Here is a 17,437-nt window from a genome sequence, read left to right on the forward strand (position 1 = left end):
CCCCTGGCATGGCCCGAGTCATCCTTCTTGCATCGCATGCGCGCCGCACCGCCTCCGAAACCGTGGTGCTGCGCACGCTGGTGGTCAGCGGCTGCGCCCTGGCGTTGATCCTTGCCAAGGTGCCGCTGTCGCTCTGAAGCATGATGCAGTGCGGCTCGTCGCATATGCTGCACCGCACATGCAGCTGCTGCGCTGCAGCAAAACTATGATGCGAACTGCATATTAAACCGAAAGGTGCCGCTCTCACTTTACGCGCTCTCGCACGTTAAAGGAGAACGACCATGCCCCAGACCGACCCTCACGAGAAACAGCGCATGCGCGAGACCCTGGCCGGCCGCATGCTGTTGCTGGCATTCGGCTTCGCGGTCCTGACCTTCCTGGTCGCCATAGATCGGGCAGACTGGTTTGCGATCCGGCCTGCGACCGGCACGTCCATCGCCATGTCGAACGCGGCCGCGCCCGCAAGCGCCGCCGCCATGGCCAACGGCGAGGCCGCTGCCCCCCGATGATCGTCAATGCCGCCCCCAGCGCCCACCAGATCGTCCGGGAGGTCTGGAAGCCCCTGGCCGTCCTGTTCGTCTGGGACGTGATCGTCACTATCACCTACTACTTCCTGCCGTTCCACGCGCCCGAACTGCCGCTGACCATCTTCGGGTCGGCACTGGCGTTGTTCCTGGGGTTCCGCAGCAATTCGGCGTACCAGCGCTGGTGGGAGGGTCGGGGCCTGTGGGGCCTGATGATCAACGCCAGCCGCAACCTGGCTCGGGCCACGCGCAACTTCATGCCCGACCCGGAAGCCGCGGACATGAAGCGCCGCATCGTCATGCGCCAGATCGCCTACGTGAACGCCCTGCGTTGCCAGTTGCGGCGTCAGAAACCGGACGAGGAGGTGCTGCGGCTCCTGCCGCGCGGGGACGCGGACCTGGCCCTGGCGCGCACCAATGCCGCCAACGGCATCCTCGACGGCACCGGCCGCCGCATCGACGAGGCGCGGCGCAACGGCTGGATCGACACCATCCAGCAGACGCAGATGGAAGCCGTCCTGGTCGACATCGCCAACGCTCAGGGCGGCATGGAGCGGCTGAAGAACACGCCGCTGCCCATCCAGTACCGCTTCCTGCCAACGCTGTTCACGCACCTGTTCTGCCTGCTGCTGCCGATCGGTCTGGTCGAGACGCTGCAGTTCGCGACACCGCTGGGTTCGACGATCGCTGGGCTGATGTTCCTGGCGGTGCTCGCCATTGGCGACGACCTCGTCGACCCGTTCGCCAACACCGTGCACGATCTGCCGCTCAATGCGATGTGCCGGACGATCGAGATCGACCTGCTGCAGGCCATCGGTCAGGATGCTCCTGAGCCGATCAAGCCGGACAAGGAAGGCGTGCTGTGGTGAGAGGGTTGCTGGCGGTCTTCGACAAGCTCAGCCCGGGCGGGGGGAGGTAATTTAGGAGGGGTTCGGCTTAATTAAGACCGCCTAGTCTGAGCTTGTCGAAGACCGCCCGCCGAGGTCGCGGCCTAGCGCTTCCCCGCAAACCAGATCACGTGCTTGGGCCCCTTGCCGTTGCTGCGCGAGCTGACCTTAACCTCTTCCACCACGAAGTCGCACTTCTCCAGCCGGCGCGTGAAAGTCGGATCGGGACCCGCCGACCAGATCGCCAGCACGCCATCCGCCGTCAGCGCGCGCTTGGCGGCACGCAGGCCTGGCGTCGAGTAGAGGATGTTGTTGTCCTCGCGGACCAATCCGTCCGGACCGTTGTCGACATCGAGCAGGATCGCGTCGTAGTCCGCATGGGCGCCGGCGATGAACGGCGCTACGTCCGACATCACCAGCGTCACTCGCGGATCCTCCAGGCAATCGCCGGTCAACTCCGCCATCGGTCCGCGCGCCCACTCGATGATTTCGGGTACCAGCTCGACCACGGTGACGTGCGCGTCGGCCGGCAGCACCTTCAGCGCCGCGCGCAAGGTGAAGCCCATGCCGTAGCCGCCGATCAGGAAGCTCGGCTGCTTGGCATTGCGCACGCGGTCGGCCGCCATCGTCGCCAGCGCCTCTTCCGAGCCCCACTTGCGCGTGCTCATCAGTTCGTTGTGGCCCAGCACGATCATGTGATCGCGGTCGTGGCGGTAGAGCTTCAGCTCCTCGCCGCCCGGCACTTGCGCGGTGGCCAGATGTTCGCGCTGGATCATGGGGCACACGTCTCAGAAGGCGATGTTATCTCTTCAACAGCTCGGTTGTATGAGACAGCATACTTATACTGCGCTGACGCGCACTCCTGATCTGCTTTGGAAGGGGAAAAACTCCAAGGATCTACGCGCGTCATGAAGAAGCGCTGGATTGTTTTGGGAAGTCCATACATGCCATTACAGGTCCGTGATCCGGGATATACAGCGGCTACGGCTGGATCGACTGCGACCAAGTATATCAACGAGGTATGCCCCCGCGATACAGCCACCTTAGCGGCAGCCTTCGGTTCAGAAATCGTCCTTTCTTTGCCGCAGCCACTCACGGCCACCTGCGACGAGTGGCCTGTTGCCGTGCCGATGGCTGCAGCTGCAGCCATCGTAAGAAGCCAAGTTGGCGTCACTTCAAATCCGGCGGCGTCGCCGCGTCCTTCAGCATCGCCAAGGCTTCGTCGACCGAGACGAACTTCTGCTGCTGCTCGCCCAGCGTTCGGATCGCGACGGTGCCTTCCTCGGCTTCGCGCTTACCGACCACCAGCAGGTACGGGACCTTCTGGAGCGAGTGCTCGCGCACCTTGTAGTTGATCTTCTCGTTGCGCAGGTCGGTCTCGACCCGCACCCCGGCAGCCTTGAGCTTCTCGGCGACTTCGGCGGCATAGCCGTCGGCATCCGAGACGATCGTCGCCACCACCGCCTGCACCGGCGCGAGCCAGACCGGCAGCTTGCCGGCGAAATGCTCGATCAGGATGCCGATGAAGCGCTCGTAAGAGCCGAAGATCGCGCGGTGGAGCATGACCGGGCGGTGCTTCTCGCCGTCCTCGCCGATGTAGTGGGCGTCGAGGCGGTCGGGCAGCACGCGGTCGGACTGGATCGTGCCGACCTGCCAGGTGCGGCCGATCGCGTCGGTCAGGTGCCATTCCAGCTTGGGCGCATAGAACGCGCCTTCGCCGGGCAGTTCCTCCCAGCCGTACTCGGGCGTGGCGAGACCGGCCTGGACCACCGCGTCGCGCAGCTCGGCCTCGGCCTGGTCCCACATCTCCTCGGTGCCGAAGCGCTTGTCCGGGCGCAGCGCCAGCTTGATCGCGTAGGTGAAGCCGAAGTCCTTGTAGATCCGGTCGGCCAATGCGCAGAACGCCTGCACTTCGGCGACGATCTGGTCCTCGCGGCAGAAGATATGCGCGTCGTCCTGGGTGAACTGGCGCACGCGCATGAGACCATGCAGCGCACCGTGCGGCTCGTTGCGGTGGCAGCAGCCGTTCTCGTAGATGCGCAAGGGCAGGTCGCGGTACGACTTGATGCCTTGGCGGAAGATCAGCACGTGCGCCGGGCAGTTCATCGGCTTCAAGGCCATCCAGTCCGCATCGTCCGAAACGATCGGGCCTTCATCCTCGACATTGGGGACCTCGTCGGGAATGACGAACATGTTCTCGCGGTACTTGCCCCAGTGGCCGGACTGCTCCCACTGGCGCGCGTCCATCACCTGCGGGGTCTTCACCTCGCGATAGCCGGCCGCGTCGATGGCGCGGCGCATGTAGGCCTCCAGCTCGCGCCAGATGAGATACCCCTTGGGATGCCAGAACACGCTGCCGTGCGCCTCGGCCTGGAGGTGGAACAAGTCCATCTCGTTGCCCAGCTTGCGGTGGTCGCGCTTGGCGGCTTCCTCCAGCCGCGTGAGGTGCGCGTCGAGCTGCTTCTTGTTCAGCCAGCCGGTGCCGTAGATGCGGCTGAGCATCGCATTCTTCTGGTCGCCGCGCCAGTACGCGCCCGAGACGCGCGTCAGCTTGAACGCGGCAGGGTCGAGCTTGCCGGTCGAGGGCAGGTGTGGCCCGCGGCACATGTCGAGCCAGTCGCCACCCGACCAGTAGACCGTCAGCTCCTCACCCTTAGGCAGCTCGGCGGCCCACTCCGCCTTGAAGCTCTCGCCCTGCTGCTGCCAGCGCGCGATCAGATCCTCGCGGCTCCAGACCTCGCGCTTGAGCGGCTTGTTGGCGGCGATGATCTCGCGCATCTTGGCTTCGACCGCGGGCAGGTCCTCTTCGGTGAAGGGGCGGTCTGCGGGTGCGAAGTCGTAGTAGAAACCATCGTCCGTAGACGGCCCGAACGTGATCTGCGTGCCCGGGAACAGCGCCTGCACCGCCTCGGCCAGGATGTGAGCGAAATCATGCCGGGCGAGTTCCAGCGCATCGGCCTCGTCGCGAGAGGTGACCAGCGCCAGCGAGGCATCGCCGGTGAACGGCCGCGAGAGGTCGACCAGCTCGCCATCCACCTTGGCCGCGATCGCCGCCTTGGCCAGCCCCGGCCCGATCGCCGCGGCGACATCTGCCGGAGTCGACCCCTGCGGCATCTCGCGCGAGGAACCGTCGGGCAGGCTGATCTTGAACATCTCGGACATGGGTGGATCGTCTCTCTCGATACTGCCGCGCGCCATGGCACACGGGCGCGCTAAGCGGAAGGTCCGGCGCCAGTCTGAGGGGAGAGTTCGTGAGGTGACGCCAACCGCCCGAACCCGGGCGGCGGCAGCGACCGTTCAGATCGCGACCGTACGCCCCGGGGGTGTCCCGGTGGTAGTGGTCACGGAAGTCGAGCGGGCGTTTGCCATTGCCAGCATATAGCGCACCTTCTTTCCTTCGTCATCCCCGCGTTCGCGGGAATGACGAGGTTGGAGAAAGCGAGCGAGCAGATCAGCCACGAGCCAGCCGCAGGCGAGGCAGACGAACGGCATGACCGGATAGTGGAAACGCGACTGCCCCGAGAACACGACCGCGATCAGCGAAGGGTAGGCGGCGACGCCCCAGGGCAGCAGCCACCAGCCGACCCAGCGCTGGCCTCCTGCTCGCCGGCGCAAGGTCATGACGGCGATGGCAACGGCAAAGCCGAGCATCAGCAGGGCATAATAGGCCTGGTTTGCCAGACGCACCGCTCGATACAGCAGCTCGAAACGGGCGTAGGATGGAGCCGCAGCCTGGTAGGCCCATTCCGCCTCGCCATCGGGCAGCCACAGGCGCGCGAGCTTCCTGGGCGCAAGAGCAAGGAAGCGCCCTGGGTGCTCCTTGATCCACTGCAATCCCAGCCGCTTGGCTTCGGCATCGCGGGTGACTTCGGTCAGATCCTGGCGCGCCATCAGCGCGGTGACGGTCGGGTCGTCGGGCGTGTAGTCGCCTGTGGCGGTGTCGTTGTTGCCAGTCAGCAGGGTGAAGCCGCCGTTGGTGGAGACCGCGACCCAGTGGCCGAGCTGCGCATGGTTGCGCAGGCTCCAGGGAAGCACCGTCAGCCCGGCGATGGCGAGGATCAGCGCGCCTTGGCCGACCAGCTTGGGCAGGCGCCGCCACACGTCTCCCACGCGCAGCCAGTCGATCGCGAAGAGCAGGGGCACCATGACCAGCGTTTGCGCCTTGACCAGCGTGGCGAAGCCGAACACCACGCCGGCCGCGACCAGCCACGGCAGCTCCAAGGAACCGGGGCGTCGCGCGATCACCAGCCAGCAGCCGAGCAGCAGCAGCGCGGTGTAGAACACCTCGGTCAGGCCGAGTGGGACATATGCGATCGCGTTGGGATAGATCGCGAGCAGCAGCAGCCCGAACCGCGCCGCGGCCTCGCTGGCGAACAGCCGCCGCCCCAGCAGCAGCGCGAGCCATCCGGTCAGCACGGCGCTCGCCAGGTTGAACAGCCCGAGCGCCAGCAGCGACGGGCCGGTCACGCGGAACAGCACCGACATCGCCATCGGCCACCCGGCCGGCCAAAACGCGGTCGGCTGGCCGGCATTGTCGAGGTAGCCCTGGCCCGCGGCAAGGCTAGTGGCGCGCAGGATATACCATTCGGCATCCGAACTCGGCGCCACGGGGATCAGCAGGACGAGGAGACGCAGGCCGATGAACACGGCCCAGATCGCCCATAAGGCACGTGGGCTGTCGGCAAAGCGTGCCAGCAGGGGGGCTTGCGCAGGTCTCATCGGTTGCTTGTCCCTCCAGCTCCGGTTGCCGGTGTAGTTAGAGGTCGGCGCTTAAGATCGGATTGATGCTGGATGGCCTCGGGCGGCCTCAGACCTTGTACCTCCTCGAACCAATCGCCACTCTTCTCCCATGGCCGACCTCGCGTATCACACCATGCCTGACGGCCGCCGCATCGCGCATCGCTTCACACTGGGCGCCATGTCCGGGGAGGGACCGACGGTGGTGTTCCTGCCCGGCTACAAGTCCGACATGGCCGGCAGCAAGGCCACCGCGCTGTTCGACGCTGCGAAGGCGCTCGGCCGTGGGGCGCTGTTGCTCGACTATTCGGGCTGCGGCGAAAGTTCGGGCTACTTCGCCGATGGCACGCTCTCCCGCTGGCGTGAGGAAGTGCTGGCCTTGATCGAGAAGCACTGTTCCGGTTCGCTCGTACTGGTGGGCTCCTCGATGGGCGGCTGGCTCATGCTGCTGGTCGCGATCGCGCTTCCGCCCGAGCGGATCGCCGGTCTGGTCGGCGTGGCTCCGGCGCCCGATTTCACCGACTGGGGCACGGCACCGGCCGATCAGGTCCGATTGACGGCGGGCGAGACGCTGCTGGCCGACAATCCCTATGGACCCGAACCGACGCCCACTTACCCCGGCTTCTGGGCCGACGGCCAGGCACAGCGGCTGCTCGAGGGCGAGATCCCGCTCGACTGCCCGGTCCGGCTGCTTCACGGCCAGGCCGATGGTGACGTGCCTTGGGCCATCTCGCTGCGCCTGGCCGAAGCACTGCGTTCAGAGGCGGTGCAGGTCACGCTGATCAAGGACGGCGACCACCGCCTCTCGCGCGAAGCGGACATCGCGCTGCTGCGCCAGGCCGTCGGCGAACTCGCCGGCTGGACGCGGTAGGCCCTCTCGGAGAACCCCATGCTGCCGCTGCTCCTCCCCATCCTGCAACTGGGCGCCTCGGTCACCTCGCTGCCGCCCGAGATGATCGACCAGAAGGCGATCGCCGCCAAGCGCCGCGCGCAGGAGACTGCGGCTTCGAGCGGCCCCGTGCTTCCTTATGCACGCACCGAAGGATGCATCGGCGAGATGGAAGCGAGCCCAGCCGCGGGAGCGCTAGCTGCGCAGAAGGCGCTGGACCGGGCGACCGGTCAGGAACGAGTGCGCGCGGGTCTGTGCCTCGGCGTGGCGCTCGGCACGCTGGGGCGGTGGAGCGAGGCGCAGAACGCCTTCCTGCGCGCGCGCGATGCCGCATCGCCGACGGATAATGCGAGCCGGGCGCGCCTGGGCGCCATGGCGGGCAACGCTGCCCTCGCCGGCGGTTCGGCATCGACGGCCGTGCCGCTGCTCGACGCGGCTGAGGCGCAAGCCAAATCGGCCAACGACGCCGATCTGATCAGCTCGATCGCGCTTGATCGCGCCAGGGCTTACGTCGCCCTCGGGCGGCAGGCTCCAGCCGAAGCGGCGCTCGCCGAGGCGCGCAATGCCGCGCCCGGCAACGCGCAAGCGTGGCTGCTGTCGGCAACCCTGTCGCGCCGCGAGAACAAGCTTGCCGAAGCACAAGCCCAGATCGAGCGCGCCGCGCAGATCACGCCGCAGGACCCCGAAATCGGGCTGGAGGCCGGCGTCATCGCCGTGCTCTCCGGCCGGGACGCCGCAGCCCGTAAGAGCTGGCAGTCGGTGCTTGCCACCGCGCCCGAAAGCGACGCCGCCAAGACGGCGAAGGGCTACCTCGCCCAACTCGATACCGGAGCTACCAAGCCATGACCCCACTTTCCGTCCTGGACCTGATCCCCGTTCGCGACGGCGGTTCGGTGGCCGAATCGCTGACCGAAGCCGCCAAGACCGCGCAAGTCGCGGAAAAGGCCGGCTATGCGCGGTACTGGGTGGCCGAGCATCACGGCATGGACGGCATCGCCGGCGGCGCGACGTCGGTGGTGCTTGCGCACATCGGCGCTGCGACTTCGACCATCCGCATCGGGGCGGGCGGGATCATGCTGCCCAACCACACGCCCTACGTCATCGCGGAGCAGTTCGGCACGCTGGATGCCATGTTCCCGGGCCGCGTCGACCTGGGCCTCGGTCGAGCGCCGGGAGCGGACGGGCGGCTCGCCTATGCCCTGCGCAAGGACATCCGGCAGGCCTCCGACGCCTTCCCGCAGGACGTCGTCGAGCTGCGCGCCCGCTTCCAGGGCCAGGCGCTCCACGGCGTCTCCGCACCGCAAGCCGCCGGCGCCGAGGTCGAGATGTGGATCCTGGGTTCGAGCACGTTCGGGGCGCAGCTGGCCGCGATGCTGGGCCTGCCCTACGCCTTCGCCTCGCATTTCGCGCCGGCGCAGCTCGACCAGGCAGCTGCCATTTACCGCGAGCGGTTCGAGCCCTCCGAAACGCTCGATAAGCCTCACTTCATGGCCGCGATCAACGTCATGGCGGCCGACACCGATGAGGAGGCCTGGTACTTGGCCTCGACCAACGACCAGGCCTTCGTGGCGCTGCGCTCCGGCACGCCGGGTCGGGCCAAGCCGCCGATCCGCGGTTATCGCGACACGCTCCGGCCGCATGAACTCGCCATGCTCGATCAGATGCGCTCGGTCAGCGCGATCGGTTCGCCCGAGACGGTGCGGGCAGGGCTGGAAGCCTTCGTCCAGCGCACCCAGGCCGACGAGCTGATCATCTCTGGTTCGACATACGATCCGGAACAGATGCGCCGCTCGCTGGAACTGACGATGGATGCGGTGCGCCAGCCGGCCTGACGCGGTGGCGCAAATGTGAGCCATTGACGCGCGGACCATTTTCTCCGAACCACGCCCGCCATGGAAACAGCAGACGTCGTCATCGTGGGAGCGGGACATGCGGGCGCACAGGCCGCAATCGCGCTGAGGCAGAACGGGTTCACCGGCACCGTCGTGGTGATCGGTCGCGAGCCGGAGTATCCGTACGAGCGTCCACCGCTCTCCAAGGAATACTTCGCGCGCGAGAAGACGTTCGACCGGCTCTACATCCGCCCGGCGACGTTCTGGGCCGAGAAGGAAGTGCACTTCGAACTCGGCGTGGAAGTGACCAAGGTCGATGCCGCCGCGCACGAGGTCACGCTCTCCAACGGCAACAAGCTGGGCTACGGCAAGCTGATCTGGGCTGCGGGCGGCGATCCGCGTCGCCTGTCCTGCTCAGGCGCGGAACTGGCCGGGGTGCATGCGGTGCGCACCCGGCAGGACTGCGACTTGCTGATGAGCGAGGTCGATGCGGGCACCAACCGCATCGTTGTCATCGGCGGCGGCTACATCGGCCTCGAAGCCGCCGCGGTGCTCAGCAAGCTGGGCTGCCACGTCACGCTGCTGGAAGCCTTGCCGCGCGTGCTGGCGCGGGTCGCCGGCGAGGAGCTGTCCGCCTTCTACCAGAAGGAGCACCGCGATCACGGCGTCGACTTGCGCACCGGCGTCGCGGTTGATTGCATCCTGGGTGATGGGCACAAGGTTACCGGCGTTCAGCTGGCCGACGGTGAAGTGCTGCCGGCCCAGGCGGTGATCGTGGGCATCGGCATCGTACCCGCAGTCGGCCCCTTGATCGTGGCGGGAGCGAGCGGCGCCAACGGCGTCGACGTCGACGAGTTCTGCCGCACCTCGCTGCCCGACATCTATGCCGTGGGTGACTGCGCCGCATTCGCCTGCGACTTCGCCGGCGGCACGGTGATGCGCGTCGAATCGGTCCAGAACGCCAACGATATGGCGACTTGCGTCGCCAAGGCGATCTGCGGCGACGAGAAGCCGTACAAGGCTTTCCCGTGGTTCTGGTCCAACCAGTATGACCTGCGGCTGCAGACTGCCGGCATCAACGTGGGCTACGACAAGGTCGTTGTGCGCGGCGAGCCGGAGGCCCGCGCCTTCAGCGTCATCTACCTGAAGGAAGGCCGCGTGCTGGCGCTCGATTGCGTCAACATGGTCAAGGACTACGTACAGGGGCGCAAGCTGGTGGAAGCTGGCGCCAAGCCCGACATCGCCGCGCTGGCGGACAAGGACAGGCCGCTGAAGGAACTCGTCTGACGGTGACCGTTTTCGGGGTATACCGCCAGCACGGCCGCGTGCTGATCGCCAGTCTGGTCGGCACCGCGGTCGAGTTCTACGACTTCTACATATACGCAACAGCAGCGGCGCTGGTGTTCGGGCCGCTGTTCTTCCCGGCGACCTCGCCATCGGCGCAGCAGCTGGCGGCTTATGCCAGCTTCGGCATTGCCTTCGTCGCCCGTCCGCTGGGCGCGGCGCTGTTCGGGCATTTCGGCGATCGCATCGGTCGCAAGTCGACGCTGGTCGCCTCGCTCCTGCTGATGGGCGGCGCGACGGTGCTGATCGGCGTGCTGCCGACCTATCAGAGCGTGGGCTGGTACGCCCCGCTGCTGCTATGCCTGCTGCGCTTCGGACAGGGCCTGGGTCTCGGCGGCGAATGGGGCGGGGCCGCGCTTTTGGCTGTTGAGAATGCGCCCGAGGGCTGGCGTGCGCGCTTCGGCATGGCGCCGCAATTGGGCGCTCCAGTCGGCTTCCTGGCGGCGAACGGGCTGTTCCTGATCCTCAGCACCAGCATGAGCGAGGCGCAGTTCCTCGCCTGGGGTTGGCGCCTGCCGTTCCTGCTGAGCTCGGTGCTGGTCGGCCTGGGCTTGTGGATCCGCTTCCGCCTGGCCGATACGCCTGCGGCCGCCGCCATCGAACACGATCACCCGACCACCATCCCGTTCTTCGAGCTTTTCCGCACCCATTGGCGACAGACGCTGGCCGGCACTTTCGCGGTCGTGGCGTGCTTTGCGATCTACTACCTGACGACGGCCTTTGCGTTGGGCTACGGCACCACCGAGCTGGCCTACGACAAGCGCGAGTTCCTGAGCGTGCAGCTGTTCGCCATCCTGTTCATGGCGCTGGGCATCGTCGTGGCCGGATATGCCGCCGACAAGCGCAGCTCGCGCGGCGTGCTCATGCTGGGCAGCGGCGTGGCGGTGCTGGTCGGGCTAGTCATGGGGCCGATGTTTGGGAGCGGATCGCTCTCGCTCGTCGCGCTGTTCCTGTGCCTGGGCCTGTTCACCATGGGCCTGGTCTATGGCCCGCTCGCTTCGCTGCTGCCGCAGCTGTTCCCGGCGCGCGTGCGCTACACCGGAGTATCGATCGCCTTCAACGTCGGCGGCATCCTGGGTGGCGGCTTCGCACCGGCGGTAGCGCAAGGGCTTGCCGATCGGGGCGGCCTCGCATTCGTGGGGCTCTACATCTCGGGCGCGGCGGTGCTGACTTTGGTCGGACTCTTGGCGGTTCCGGCACGGACGGAGCGAGAGTTCAGGGTTTGAACGAAGAGGAGGGCTGTGGCTTCGTGTGACTAAGCCGCGCTGCCGCCCACTGCGCAGCGTCGGCCACGACCTCATCCGGATCGTCGCAGAGCGGCACAACCTGCTCCAGCAGCTCCGCCCGACCGCTGTTCCCCGCCGCGTAGAGGCAATTGCGCACGAATCGGTTCCTCCCGATCCGCTTGATCGGCGAGCCGCTGAACAGCTGGCGAAAGCCCGCATCGTCTAGCGTCAGCAAATCGCGCAGCTCCGCGGCAGTCAGTTCGGCGCGCGGCAGGTAGGCGCGGAAGGCATGCGCATCCCGGGCAAACTTGTTCCACGGGCACACCGCCAGGCAATCGTCGCAACCGTAGATGCGATTACCCAGCTTGCCGCGCAGCTCGATCGGCACCGGCCCCTTGTGCTCGATCGTGAGGTAACTGATGCAACGCCGCGCATCGAGGCGGTAGGGCGCGGGAAAAGCCTGGGTCGGGCAAGCGTCCTGGCACGCCCGGCACGAGCCGCAGCGGTCCGTCGTCGGCTGCTCCGGCGGCAGCTCCAAGGTCGTATAGATCTCGCCCAGGAACAGCCAGGAGCCATGGTCGCGGCTGACCAGGTTGGTGTGCTTGCCCTGCCAGCCCAGACCTGCGGCCTGCGCCAGCGGCTTCTCCATCACCGGCGCGGTATCGGTGAACACCTTCACCTGCGGCGAACCCAGGCCATACCTCGGCGCTTCGGCGACCATCCAACGCGCCAATGCCTTCAGCGCCTTCTTCAGCGCGTCGTGATAATCCGCCCCTTGCGCATAGGCGGAGATCCGGGCGCGTTCGCCATGCGCGGCCAAGCGCAACGGGTCGCCTGCGGGCGCATAGCTCATCCCCAATGCGATCACGCTGCGTGCCTCGGGCCAGAGCGCTTGGGGCGCCTGGCGCTGGTGGGCGCGTTCCGCCATCCATGCCATGGTGCCGTGCATGCCCTGCGCTAGCCAGGCGGAGAGCCGATCGCCGTGGACCGGATCGGTGCCCGCCGGCGCAATGCCGAACGCGCAGAACCCGACCGCGCGCGCCTCACGCTCCAGCGCCTCCACGAAGCCGGTTAGGTCGCCCTTAACCACGCTTGCGGATGCTGGTGTTGACGTGCCACGGGGTAGGGGCGCCTGCATGAAGGTCGAGATAGGAGAAGCAAGCTTGGTGGGCAACGCGGCCCTGTCTACACCGGCAGCGCTTTCCTCACGGCCCTTGGCGATCGAGGCGCGCGGCCTGGTCAAGCGCTTCGATGGCTTCACGGCCGTCGACGGCGTCGATCTGTCGGTACCCGAAGGCGCGGTCTACGGCATCCTCGGGCCCAATGGTGCGGGCAAAACCACCACCTTGCGCATGCTGCTGGGGATCATCGACCCCGATGCCGGCACTCGCCGTATCCTGGGCGCCGAGCGGCCGCACGACGTCGCCCGCGCGATCGGCTATCTGCCCGAGGAGCGCGGTCTCTACCCCTCGATGAAGGCCTATGAGGCGATCGCCTTCATCGGCGCCTTGCGCGGATTGCCGCTGAAGGAAGGCCGCCGCCGCGGACGTGAACTGTTGGAGGCGCAGGGTCTTGGCTATGCCGCCGACCGGCAGATCCGCCAGATGTCGAAGGGCATGGCGCAGCAGGTGCAGATCCTGGGCACCCTGGTGCACCGTCCTCGCCTGGTGGTGCTGGACGAGCCGTTCTCCGGTCTCGACGCGCTCAACCAGGGCAAGCTGGAGACGGTGATCCGTGGCCTTGCCGCGGACGGCACCACCGTGATCTTCTCAACCCACGTCATCGCCCATGCGGAGCGCCTGTGCGACGAAGTGGCGATCATCGCGGGCGGCAAGGTGCCCTTCGCCGGCCCTGTCGACGTCGCCCGCGACCGTATCCCACCGCAAGTCCGGCTGGAGACGAGAGCCGAGGACGGCCCCTGGCGCACCGCGCTGCCGGCCACCGCCCGCCGCGAAGGTCGCTACTGGCTCTTCGCTTTACCTGACTCGGGTGTGGAGCCGCTGCTGCGGCGGTTGATCGAGGGTGAGGCTGGCATCCTCTCGCTCTCGATCGAGAGGGCCGGTTTGCACGACGCCTTTGTCGCCATCGCCGGCGAGGCGGCGGCCAAGGCATTGGAAGCCGGCGCGCCCGAGGAGGACGGCAAGTGAGCTCCGGTTCGCCGCGCGCCGAGCGCCTGTCGCTGTTCGCCGCCGCTTTCGTTATCGCCCGGCGTGACTTCATGGCGATCCTGTTCAGCCGCAGCTTCTTTTTCTTCCTGCTCGGGCCGCTGTTCCCGCTGCTGGTTGCGGGGCTTGCCGGTGGCGTCGGCGAGAAGCTGAACGATTCGATGCGCCGACCGCAGCTGGGCGTCGCCATGGCGGCACCCGATCTCGATGCTGCTTTGCGTGCGCAGACTGCCTTGGCCAGCCAGCTGGGCGACGGCGTGCCGCCGATGCTGGTGCTGAAGCGACTCGCGCCGGGCGAGACGTTCGATCCTCGCGCTGCGCTCACGCAAGGCGGCCATGCCGATGTCGCCGCCGTGCTCACCGGCACGCTGGCGCACCCGGTGCTCACCGGCACCAAGGAGCAGATCGCCGATTGGGCCGGCCCGGTCAGCCTAGTCGCCGCCGCAGCAGTCCACGGCGTGCCGGGCCCGGCTCCGCAAGTCGCACTGCAGAGCACGGCGTCGAGCGGCGCGAGCGAGCACAAGGGGCAGATGATGACGGCTCAGGCCGCGCAGACGCTGCTGTTCCTGCTCACCATGCTGCTCGCCGGCATGGTGCTGTCCAACCTGGTCGAGGAGAAGGGCAACAAGGTCATCGAGATCCTCGCAGCGGCGATCCCGATGGATGCGGTGTTCTTCGGCAAGCTGTTCGCGATGCTTGGCATCTCGTTCGTCGGCATCGCCGTGTGGGGCGGAGCGGCAGGGCTTTTCACCTTGGCGACCGGCGGCAGCTTCGCCGCCTTGCCCGCGCCCGCCGTGGGCTGGTCCGCGTTGGTGGCGCTCGGCGTCCTCTACTTTGCGATGGCGTATCTGCTGCTTGGCTCGGTGTTCCTGGCGATCGGATCGCTGGCGGCGACCGTGCGCGAGGTGCAGACGCTCTCGATGCCTGCCACGATGATGCAGCTGGTGGTGTTCTTCCTGGCGACCTACGCGATGACGCAGCCGGGCAGCCCGGCCGAGATCTTCGCCATCGTCTTCCCGTTCAGCTCGCCTTTCGCGATGCTGGCACGCGCGGCACAGGAACCGGGCCTGGGGCAGCACGTGCTGGCGATCGGCTGGCAGGCGCTCTGCGTCCTGGTGATGGTGCGCGCCGGCTCCAAGCTGTTCCGCAAGCGGGTGATGAAGTCGGGACCGGCGAGCCTCAAGCGCCGCGGGCTGTTCGCGTGGGCTAGGCGCGCCCGCACTTGAGGGCAGCCGATCGACACGGCTGATTGACAGGGGCCTTTGCCATGCCGACCTTGGCGGCATGGATAATCCCGTCATGCATGCTCCCGCGCCTTCTCGAAGGCAGATCCTGCGCTGGCTCGGCATCGGCGCCGCGCTCCCGGCCGTAGCGGCGTGCGGCAGCGGCGATGCCGAGGCGAAGACCTATCCGGTACGCTTCACCGCGGCGGAGTGGCGCAAGCGGCTGACTCCGGCCCAGTTCCATATCCTTCGCGAGGAAGGCACCGAGCAGCCGTTCTCCTCGCCCTTGAACAAGGAACACCGCAAAGGCACGTTCTGCTGCGCGGCCGATGGCAACGCGCTCTACGCGTCGAGCACCAAGTTCGACAGCGGTACCGGCTGGCCCAGCTTCTGGAAGCCGCTGCCCGGCGGGGTAGGCACCTCGACCGATTTCAAGCTCGGTTACCCGCGCACGGAGGTGCATTGCACCCGGTGCGGCGGCCATCTGGGCCACGTCTTCGACGATGGACCCAAGCCCACCGGCAAACGCTATTGCATGAACGGCGCGGCGATGACCTTCCGGCCTGGCTGATCGGGTCTGATCGATCTGGGCGGGATTACTCGGCGGCGATCGAACGTTCGGGGCGGTCCATCCGCTCGGCCCGCTGGGCCAGCTCTTCCAGACCCATCAACTGGCCGAATACCAAGCCATATTCCGGCACCCGCCGCCAACACACAGTCGCCTCGAACAGCGGCAGCTCGTCCGCCTCGAGCCAGAACTTCTGCCCGATCGCCAGCTTGGTCGAGATCGCGATCCGCGCGCCCTGGCGCGAGATGTCGAGGATGGTCGCGTCGTAGGACTGGTTGCCCATGCGCACCGTCGCGGGATGCTGCACCCGCAGCCGCAGCGGCCGCTTGGGGTAGGGGCCCGACTCCTTGACGAAGGCATCGACGTCGATCGGCTGCAGGAAGCGAAAGCCTGCCTCGCCATTGGCCTCCCACACCAGCTGCATGGGATAGTGCTGGCCGCTGGCGGTCTCGATCATCAGGATTTCGGCGCGCGGCGCGGCGTGGAACAGCCGCAGCTTGACGCCGGTTTCCGACACGTCGCGGATGATGCAGAGGAATTCGGTGCCGTCGGCAATCAGCTTGGCACTGCGTAGCATCAGCGCGAATCGGGGCGCTCCGCGCATTTCGGCGCCGCTGAGCGTGCCTCTCCCGTATGCTTCGCCTTGTGCAGAGTCCTGCATTGATGCCCCCAGCTACCCCGCAAGTCCTGAGCTGACGACGATCAGCACCGTGAACTTGCAGGTACGCTACCGCATCTACCGCGAGTGTCCCTAAGATTCGGTGAAAACCCACAGCCGAGCCGGTAAAAATGGACTGATCGGGCCTTTTGAATGGCTTAGTGCCGTGGCCGGGCTCACTTCACGGTTCCCACAGGTCGAGCGCCTCGCGATATGCGGCCTTGGCCGCCTCCAACTTGGCGCGCAGCTGCTTCAGCTCGCGGGCAAACCGCGACTCCATAGCGGCGCGCTCGCCGGCCAAAGCGCGTTCGCGATCCTGCATGGCGCGCTCTTCCCGCTCCTGCTCGCGCTCGTGCTGCTCGATCGCGGCTTCGGCTGCGTCGACCTTGGCACGGCTCGGACGCGGTTTGGCGGGCTTCTCCGGTTCGGCTGCAGCCTTTGTCTTGGTCTCGGCCTTGGCGCCTGACTTGGGAGACTTCTTCGCCGGCAACTTGCCCAATGCGGCCACTTGCTCCTTCAGCCCACCACGTGTGCGGTAGACGACTTCGCCCGGCTTATGCAGCGCTTCGGCGCCAAGTTCGGCATCGGTGACCTCCTCGGCCGCCCCGCGCGCGAACAGGTCCTTGTCGGTCCCCCAAGCCCGCAGCGCCGCGGCCCGGCTCGGCGCCGCGACATAGGCGTCGCGAAAGCCCACGGCAGTGCGAAAGACCTTCAGTTTTCTTGGCAGCTTACGTGGCATCGTGGACTCGCATCCTTGCCGCATGAAGCCTGGTGCGGGCGGCGGGACTCGAACCCGCACTGGGAACCCCAAGCGGATTTTAAGTCCGCTGCGTCTACCATTCCGCCACGCCCGCACGGCGCTTCGCCCGCCACGATCAACCGGTCGGGTTACGGAGCATTGGCAGATCCATCATGGGCCGGCAATGCCGCGCCGGCTTACTCGTCCGAGACGTTCAGGCGCTGGCGCATTTCCTTGCCGGGCTTGAAGTAGGGGACGCGCTTCTCCGACACTTCGACAGCTTCGCCAGTGCGCGGATTGCGGCCCTTGCGGCCGTCGCGGTGGCGCGTGGAGAAGGCGCCGAAGCCGCGCAGCTCGACGCGGCCGCCGGCAGCCAGTGTCTCTCCGATCTCGTCGAAGAAGGTGTCGAGCGCGCGCTCGACATCGTCGAGCCGCAGCTCGGGATTTTCCTTTGCCAGCGCCTGCAGCAACTCGGACCGGATCATGAAGCCCCCAGCACAAAGCCGCCCCGAACCCTTTCGAGACCGCCATTCCCACCTTTGTTAAGCTGCCACCTTTTGAATTTCTTCGCAATGGGAGATACTTCGCTGGCGTGAGAAGCATGGAACGGCACGCCCCGGTGCCGCGCAACTGCGGGGCAGGGCA

At 67.1% G+C, this 17,437-nt stretch carries 18 protein-coding genes and 1 tRNA gene; 11 read left to right on the plus strand and 8 right to left on the minus strand.

Annotated features, from left to right (window positions below):
• Nucleotides 1-8: 8 nt before the first annotated feature.
• From GV044_RS22520 to GV044_RS10175, 3 genes are all read left to right on the plus strand, one after another.
• On the plus strand, nt 9-137 hold the full coding sequence (locus GV044_RS22520; protein WP_256377254.1) for a hypothetical protein: 129 nt from the start codon (nt 9-11) through the stop codon (nt 135-137).
• Between the two features lie 144 nt (nt 138-281).
• Nucleotides 282-509 (plus strand): hypothetical protein, encoded by a 228-nt coding sequence (locus tag GV044_RS10170; protein ID WP_159868994.1) that lies wholly within the window; start codon nt 282-284, stop codon nt 507-509.
• Nucleotides 506-1,393: a bestrophin family protein gene (locus tag GV044_RS10175; protein ID WP_159868997.1), complete on the plus strand. Its 888-nt coding sequence runs from the start codon at nt 506-508 to the stop codon at nt 1,391-1,393. The genes GV044_RS10170 and GV044_RS10175 overlap by 4 nt, the downstream gene beginning before the upstream one ends.
• Nucleotides 1,394-1,515: 122 nt before the next feature.
• On the opposite strand, the gene GV044_RS10180 is transcribed toward GV044_RS10175, so the two are convergent.
• The 3 genes from GV044_RS10180 to GV044_RS10190 form a co-directional block, all read right to left on the minus strand.
• Nucleotides 1,516-2,187 carry a spermidine synthase gene (locus GV044_RS10180; protein ID WP_159869000.1) on the minus strand — a complete coding sequence of 224 codons (672 nt, stop codon included), beginning with the start codon at nt 2,185-2,187 and terminating at the stop codon, nt 1,516-1,518.
• Nucleotides 2,188-2,581: 394 nt separating this feature from the next.
• Nucleotides 2,582-4,573 (minus strand): threonine--tRNA ligase, encoded by a 1,992-nt coding sequence (gene thrS / locus GV044_RS10185; protein ID WP_159869003.1) that lies wholly within the window; start codon nt 4,571-4,573, stop codon nt 2,582-2,584.
• A 135-nt stretch (nt 4,574-4,708) separates the two neighbouring features.
• Nucleotides 4,709-6,130, minus strand: a complete 1,422-nt coding sequence (locus GV044_RS10190; RefSeq protein WP_159869006.1) for a glycosyltransferase family 39 protein — start codon at nt 6,128-6,130, stop codon at nt 4,709-4,711.
• A gap of 130 nt (nt 6,131-6,260) precedes the next feature.
• Here GV044_RS10190 and GV044_RS10195 point away from each other — a divergent pair, with 130 nt between their 5' ends.
• From GV044_RS10195 to GV044_RS10215, 5 genes are read left to right on the plus strand one after another with little or no spacing between them, the layout of a single operon-like run.
• Entirely contained in the window at nt 6,261-7,019 is a 759-nt protein-coding gene (locus GV044_RS10195) for an alpha/beta hydrolase (RefSeq protein WP_159869009.1), read from the plus strand.
• Nucleotides 7,020-7,037: 18 nt separating this feature from the next.
• Nucleotides 7,038-7,883 (plus strand): hypothetical protein, encoded by an 846-nt coding sequence (locus GV044_RS10200; RefSeq protein WP_159869012.1) that lies wholly within the window; start codon nt 7,038-7,040, stop codon nt 7,881-7,883.
• Complete coding sequence (locus GV044_RS10205; RefSeq protein ID WP_159869015.1) at nt 7,880-8,869, plus strand: LLM class flavin-dependent oxidoreductase; 990 nt, start codon at nt 7,880-7,882, stop codon at nt 8,867-8,869. Before GV044_RS10200 ends, GV044_RS10205 begins: the two co-directional genes overlap by 4 nt.
• A gap of 60 nt (nt 8,870-8,929) precedes the next feature.
• Nucleotides 8,930-10,156, plus strand: a complete 1,227-nt coding sequence (locus GV044_RS10210; protein WP_159869018.1) for an NAD(P)/FAD-dependent oxidoreductase — start codon at nt 8,930-8,932, stop codon at nt 10,154-10,156.
• A gap of 2 nt (nt 10,157-10,158) precedes the next feature.
• A complete protein-coding gene (locus GV044_RS10215) occupies nt 10,159-11,439 on the plus strand; it encodes an MFS transporter (protein WP_236554844.1) in 1,281 nt (426 codons plus the stop codon).
• Here the strand turns inward: GV044_RS10215 and queG are convergent.
• Nucleotides 11,429-12,529, minus strand: a complete 1,101-nt coding sequence (queG, locus tag GV044_RS10220; protein ID WP_236554845.1) for a tRNA epoxyqueuosine(34) reductase QueG — start codon at nt 12,527-12,529, stop codon at nt 11,429-11,431. The two genes, GV044_RS10215 and queG, sit on opposite strands and share 11 nt — an antisense overlap.
• A gap of 46 nt (nt 12,530-12,575) precedes the next feature.
• Here queG and GV044_RS10225 point away from each other — a divergent pair, with 46 nt between their 5' ends.
• The 3 genes from GV044_RS10225 (at nt 12,576) to msrB (ending at nt 15,398) form a co-directional block, all read left to right on the plus strand.
• On the plus strand, nt 12,576-13,586 hold the full coding sequence (locus tag GV044_RS10225; RefSeq protein ID WP_159869024.1) for an ABC transporter ATP-binding protein: 1,011 nt from the start codon (nt 12,576-12,578) through the stop codon (nt 13,584-13,586).
• A gap of 71 nt (nt 13,587-13,657) precedes the next feature.
• Nucleotides 13,658-14,830, plus strand: a complete 1,173-nt coding sequence (locus tag GV044_RS10230) for an ABC transporter permease (protein WP_159871224.1) — start codon at nt 13,658-13,660, stop codon at nt 14,828-14,830.
• Between the two features lie 58 nt (nt 14,831-14,888).
• Entirely contained in the window at nt 14,889-15,398 is a 510-nt protein-coding gene (gene msrB, locus GV044_RS10235) for a peptide-methionine (R)-S-oxide reductase MsrB (RefSeq protein WP_236554846.1), read from the plus strand.
• Between the two features lie 25 nt (nt 15,399-15,423).
• Here the strand turns inward: msrB and GV044_RS10240 are convergent, their stop codons facing one another.
• From GV044_RS10240 to GV044_RS10255, 4 genes are all read right to left on the minus strand, one after another.
• Nucleotides 15,424-15,972 (minus strand): PilZ domain-containing protein, encoded by a 549-nt coding sequence (locus tag GV044_RS10240; RefSeq protein ID WP_236554847.1) that lies wholly within the window; start codon nt 15,970-15,972, stop codon nt 15,424-15,426.
• A gap of 262 nt (nt 15,973-16,234) precedes the next feature.
• Complete coding sequence (locus GV044_RS10245; protein ID WP_159869030.1) at nt 16,235-16,792, minus strand: hypothetical protein; 558 nt, start codon at nt 16,790-16,792, stop codon at nt 16,235-16,237.
• 30 nt (nt 16,793-16,822) lie between these two features.
• A tRNA-Leu gene (locus GV044_RS10250) sits at nt 16,823-16,907 on the minus strand.
• A gap of 82 nt (nt 16,908-16,989) precedes the next feature.
• Entirely contained in the window at nt 16,990-17,277 is a 288-nt protein-coding gene (locus GV044_RS10255) for an integration host factor subunit beta (RefSeq protein WP_159869033.1), read from the minus strand.
• Between the last annotated feature and the right edge of the window lie 160 nt (nt 17,278-17,437).

The sequence above is a fragment of the Novosphingobium sp. 9U genome, from assembly GCF_902506425.1.
Classification (GTDB): domain Bacteria; phylum Pseudomonadota; class Alphaproteobacteria; order Sphingomonadales; family Sphingomonadaceae; genus Novosphingobium.

Excerpts from the sequence above, each read along its gene's own strand:
- GV044_RS22520 (WP_256377254.1), top strand. The coding sequence starts at position 9 with ATGGCCCGAGTCATCCTTCTTGCATCGCATGCGCGCCGCACCGCCTCC.
- GV044_RS10175 (WP_159868997.1), top strand. The coding sequence starts at position 506 with ATGATCGTCAATGCCGCCCCCAGCGCCCACCAGATCGTCCGGGAGGTC.
- GV044_RS10200 (WP_159869012.1), top strand. The coding sequence starts at position 7,038 with ATGCTGCCGCTGCTCCTCCCCATCCTGCAACTGGGCGCCTCGGTCACC.
- GV044_RS10240 (WP_236554847.1), bottom strand. The coding sequence starts at position 15,972 with ATGCTACGCAGTGCCAAGCTGATTGCCGACGGCACCGAATTCCTCTGC.
- GV044_RS10180 (WP_159869000.1), bottom strand. The coding sequence starts at position 2,187 with ATGATCCAGCGCGAACATCTGGCCACCGCGCAAGTGCCGGGCGGCGAG.
- msrB (WP_236554846.1), top strand. The coding sequence starts at position 14,889 with ATGGATAATCCCGTCATGCATGCTCCCGCGCCTTCTCGAAGGCAGATC.
- GV044_RS10210 (WP_159869018.1), top strand. The coding sequence starts at position 8,930 with ATGGAAACAGCAGACGTCGTCATCGTGGGAGCGGGACATGCGGGCGCA.
- GV044_RS10225 (WP_159869024.1), top strand. The coding sequence starts at position 12,576 with ATGAAGGTCGAGATAGGAGAAGCAAGCTTGGTGGGCAACGCGGCCCTG.
- GV044_RS10255 (WP_159869033.1), bottom strand. The coding sequence starts at position 17,277 with ATGATCCGGTCCGAGTTGCTGCAGGCGCTGGCAAAGGAAAATCCCGAG.
- GV044_RS10190 (WP_159869006.1), bottom strand. The coding sequence starts at position 6,130 with ATGAGACCTGCGCAAGCCCCCCTGCTGGCACGCTTTGCCGACAGCCCA.
- GV044_RS10245 (WP_159869030.1), bottom strand. The coding sequence starts at position 16,792 with ATGCCACGTAAGCTGCCAAGAAAACTGAAGGTCTTTCGCACTGCCGTG.
- GV044_RS10195 (WP_159869009.1), top strand. The coding sequence starts at position 6,261 with ATGGCCGACCTCGCGTATCACACCATGCCTGACGGCCGCCGCATCGCG.
- GV044_RS10205 (WP_159869015.1), top strand. The coding sequence starts at position 7,880 with ATGACCCCACTTTCCGTCCTGGACCTGATCCCCGTTCGCGACGGCGGT.
- GV044_RS10170 (WP_159868994.1), top strand. The coding sequence starts at position 282 with ATGCCCCAGACCGACCCTCACGAGAAACAGCGCATGCGCGAGACCCTG.
- GV044_RS10230 (WP_159871224.1), top strand. The coding sequence starts at position 13,658 with ATGGCGATCCTGTTCAGCCGCAGCTTCTTTTTCTTCCTGCTCGGGCCG.
- thrS (WP_159869003.1), bottom strand. The coding sequence starts at position 4,573 with ATGTCCGAGATGTTCAAGATCAGCCTGCCCGACGGTTCCTCGCGCGAG.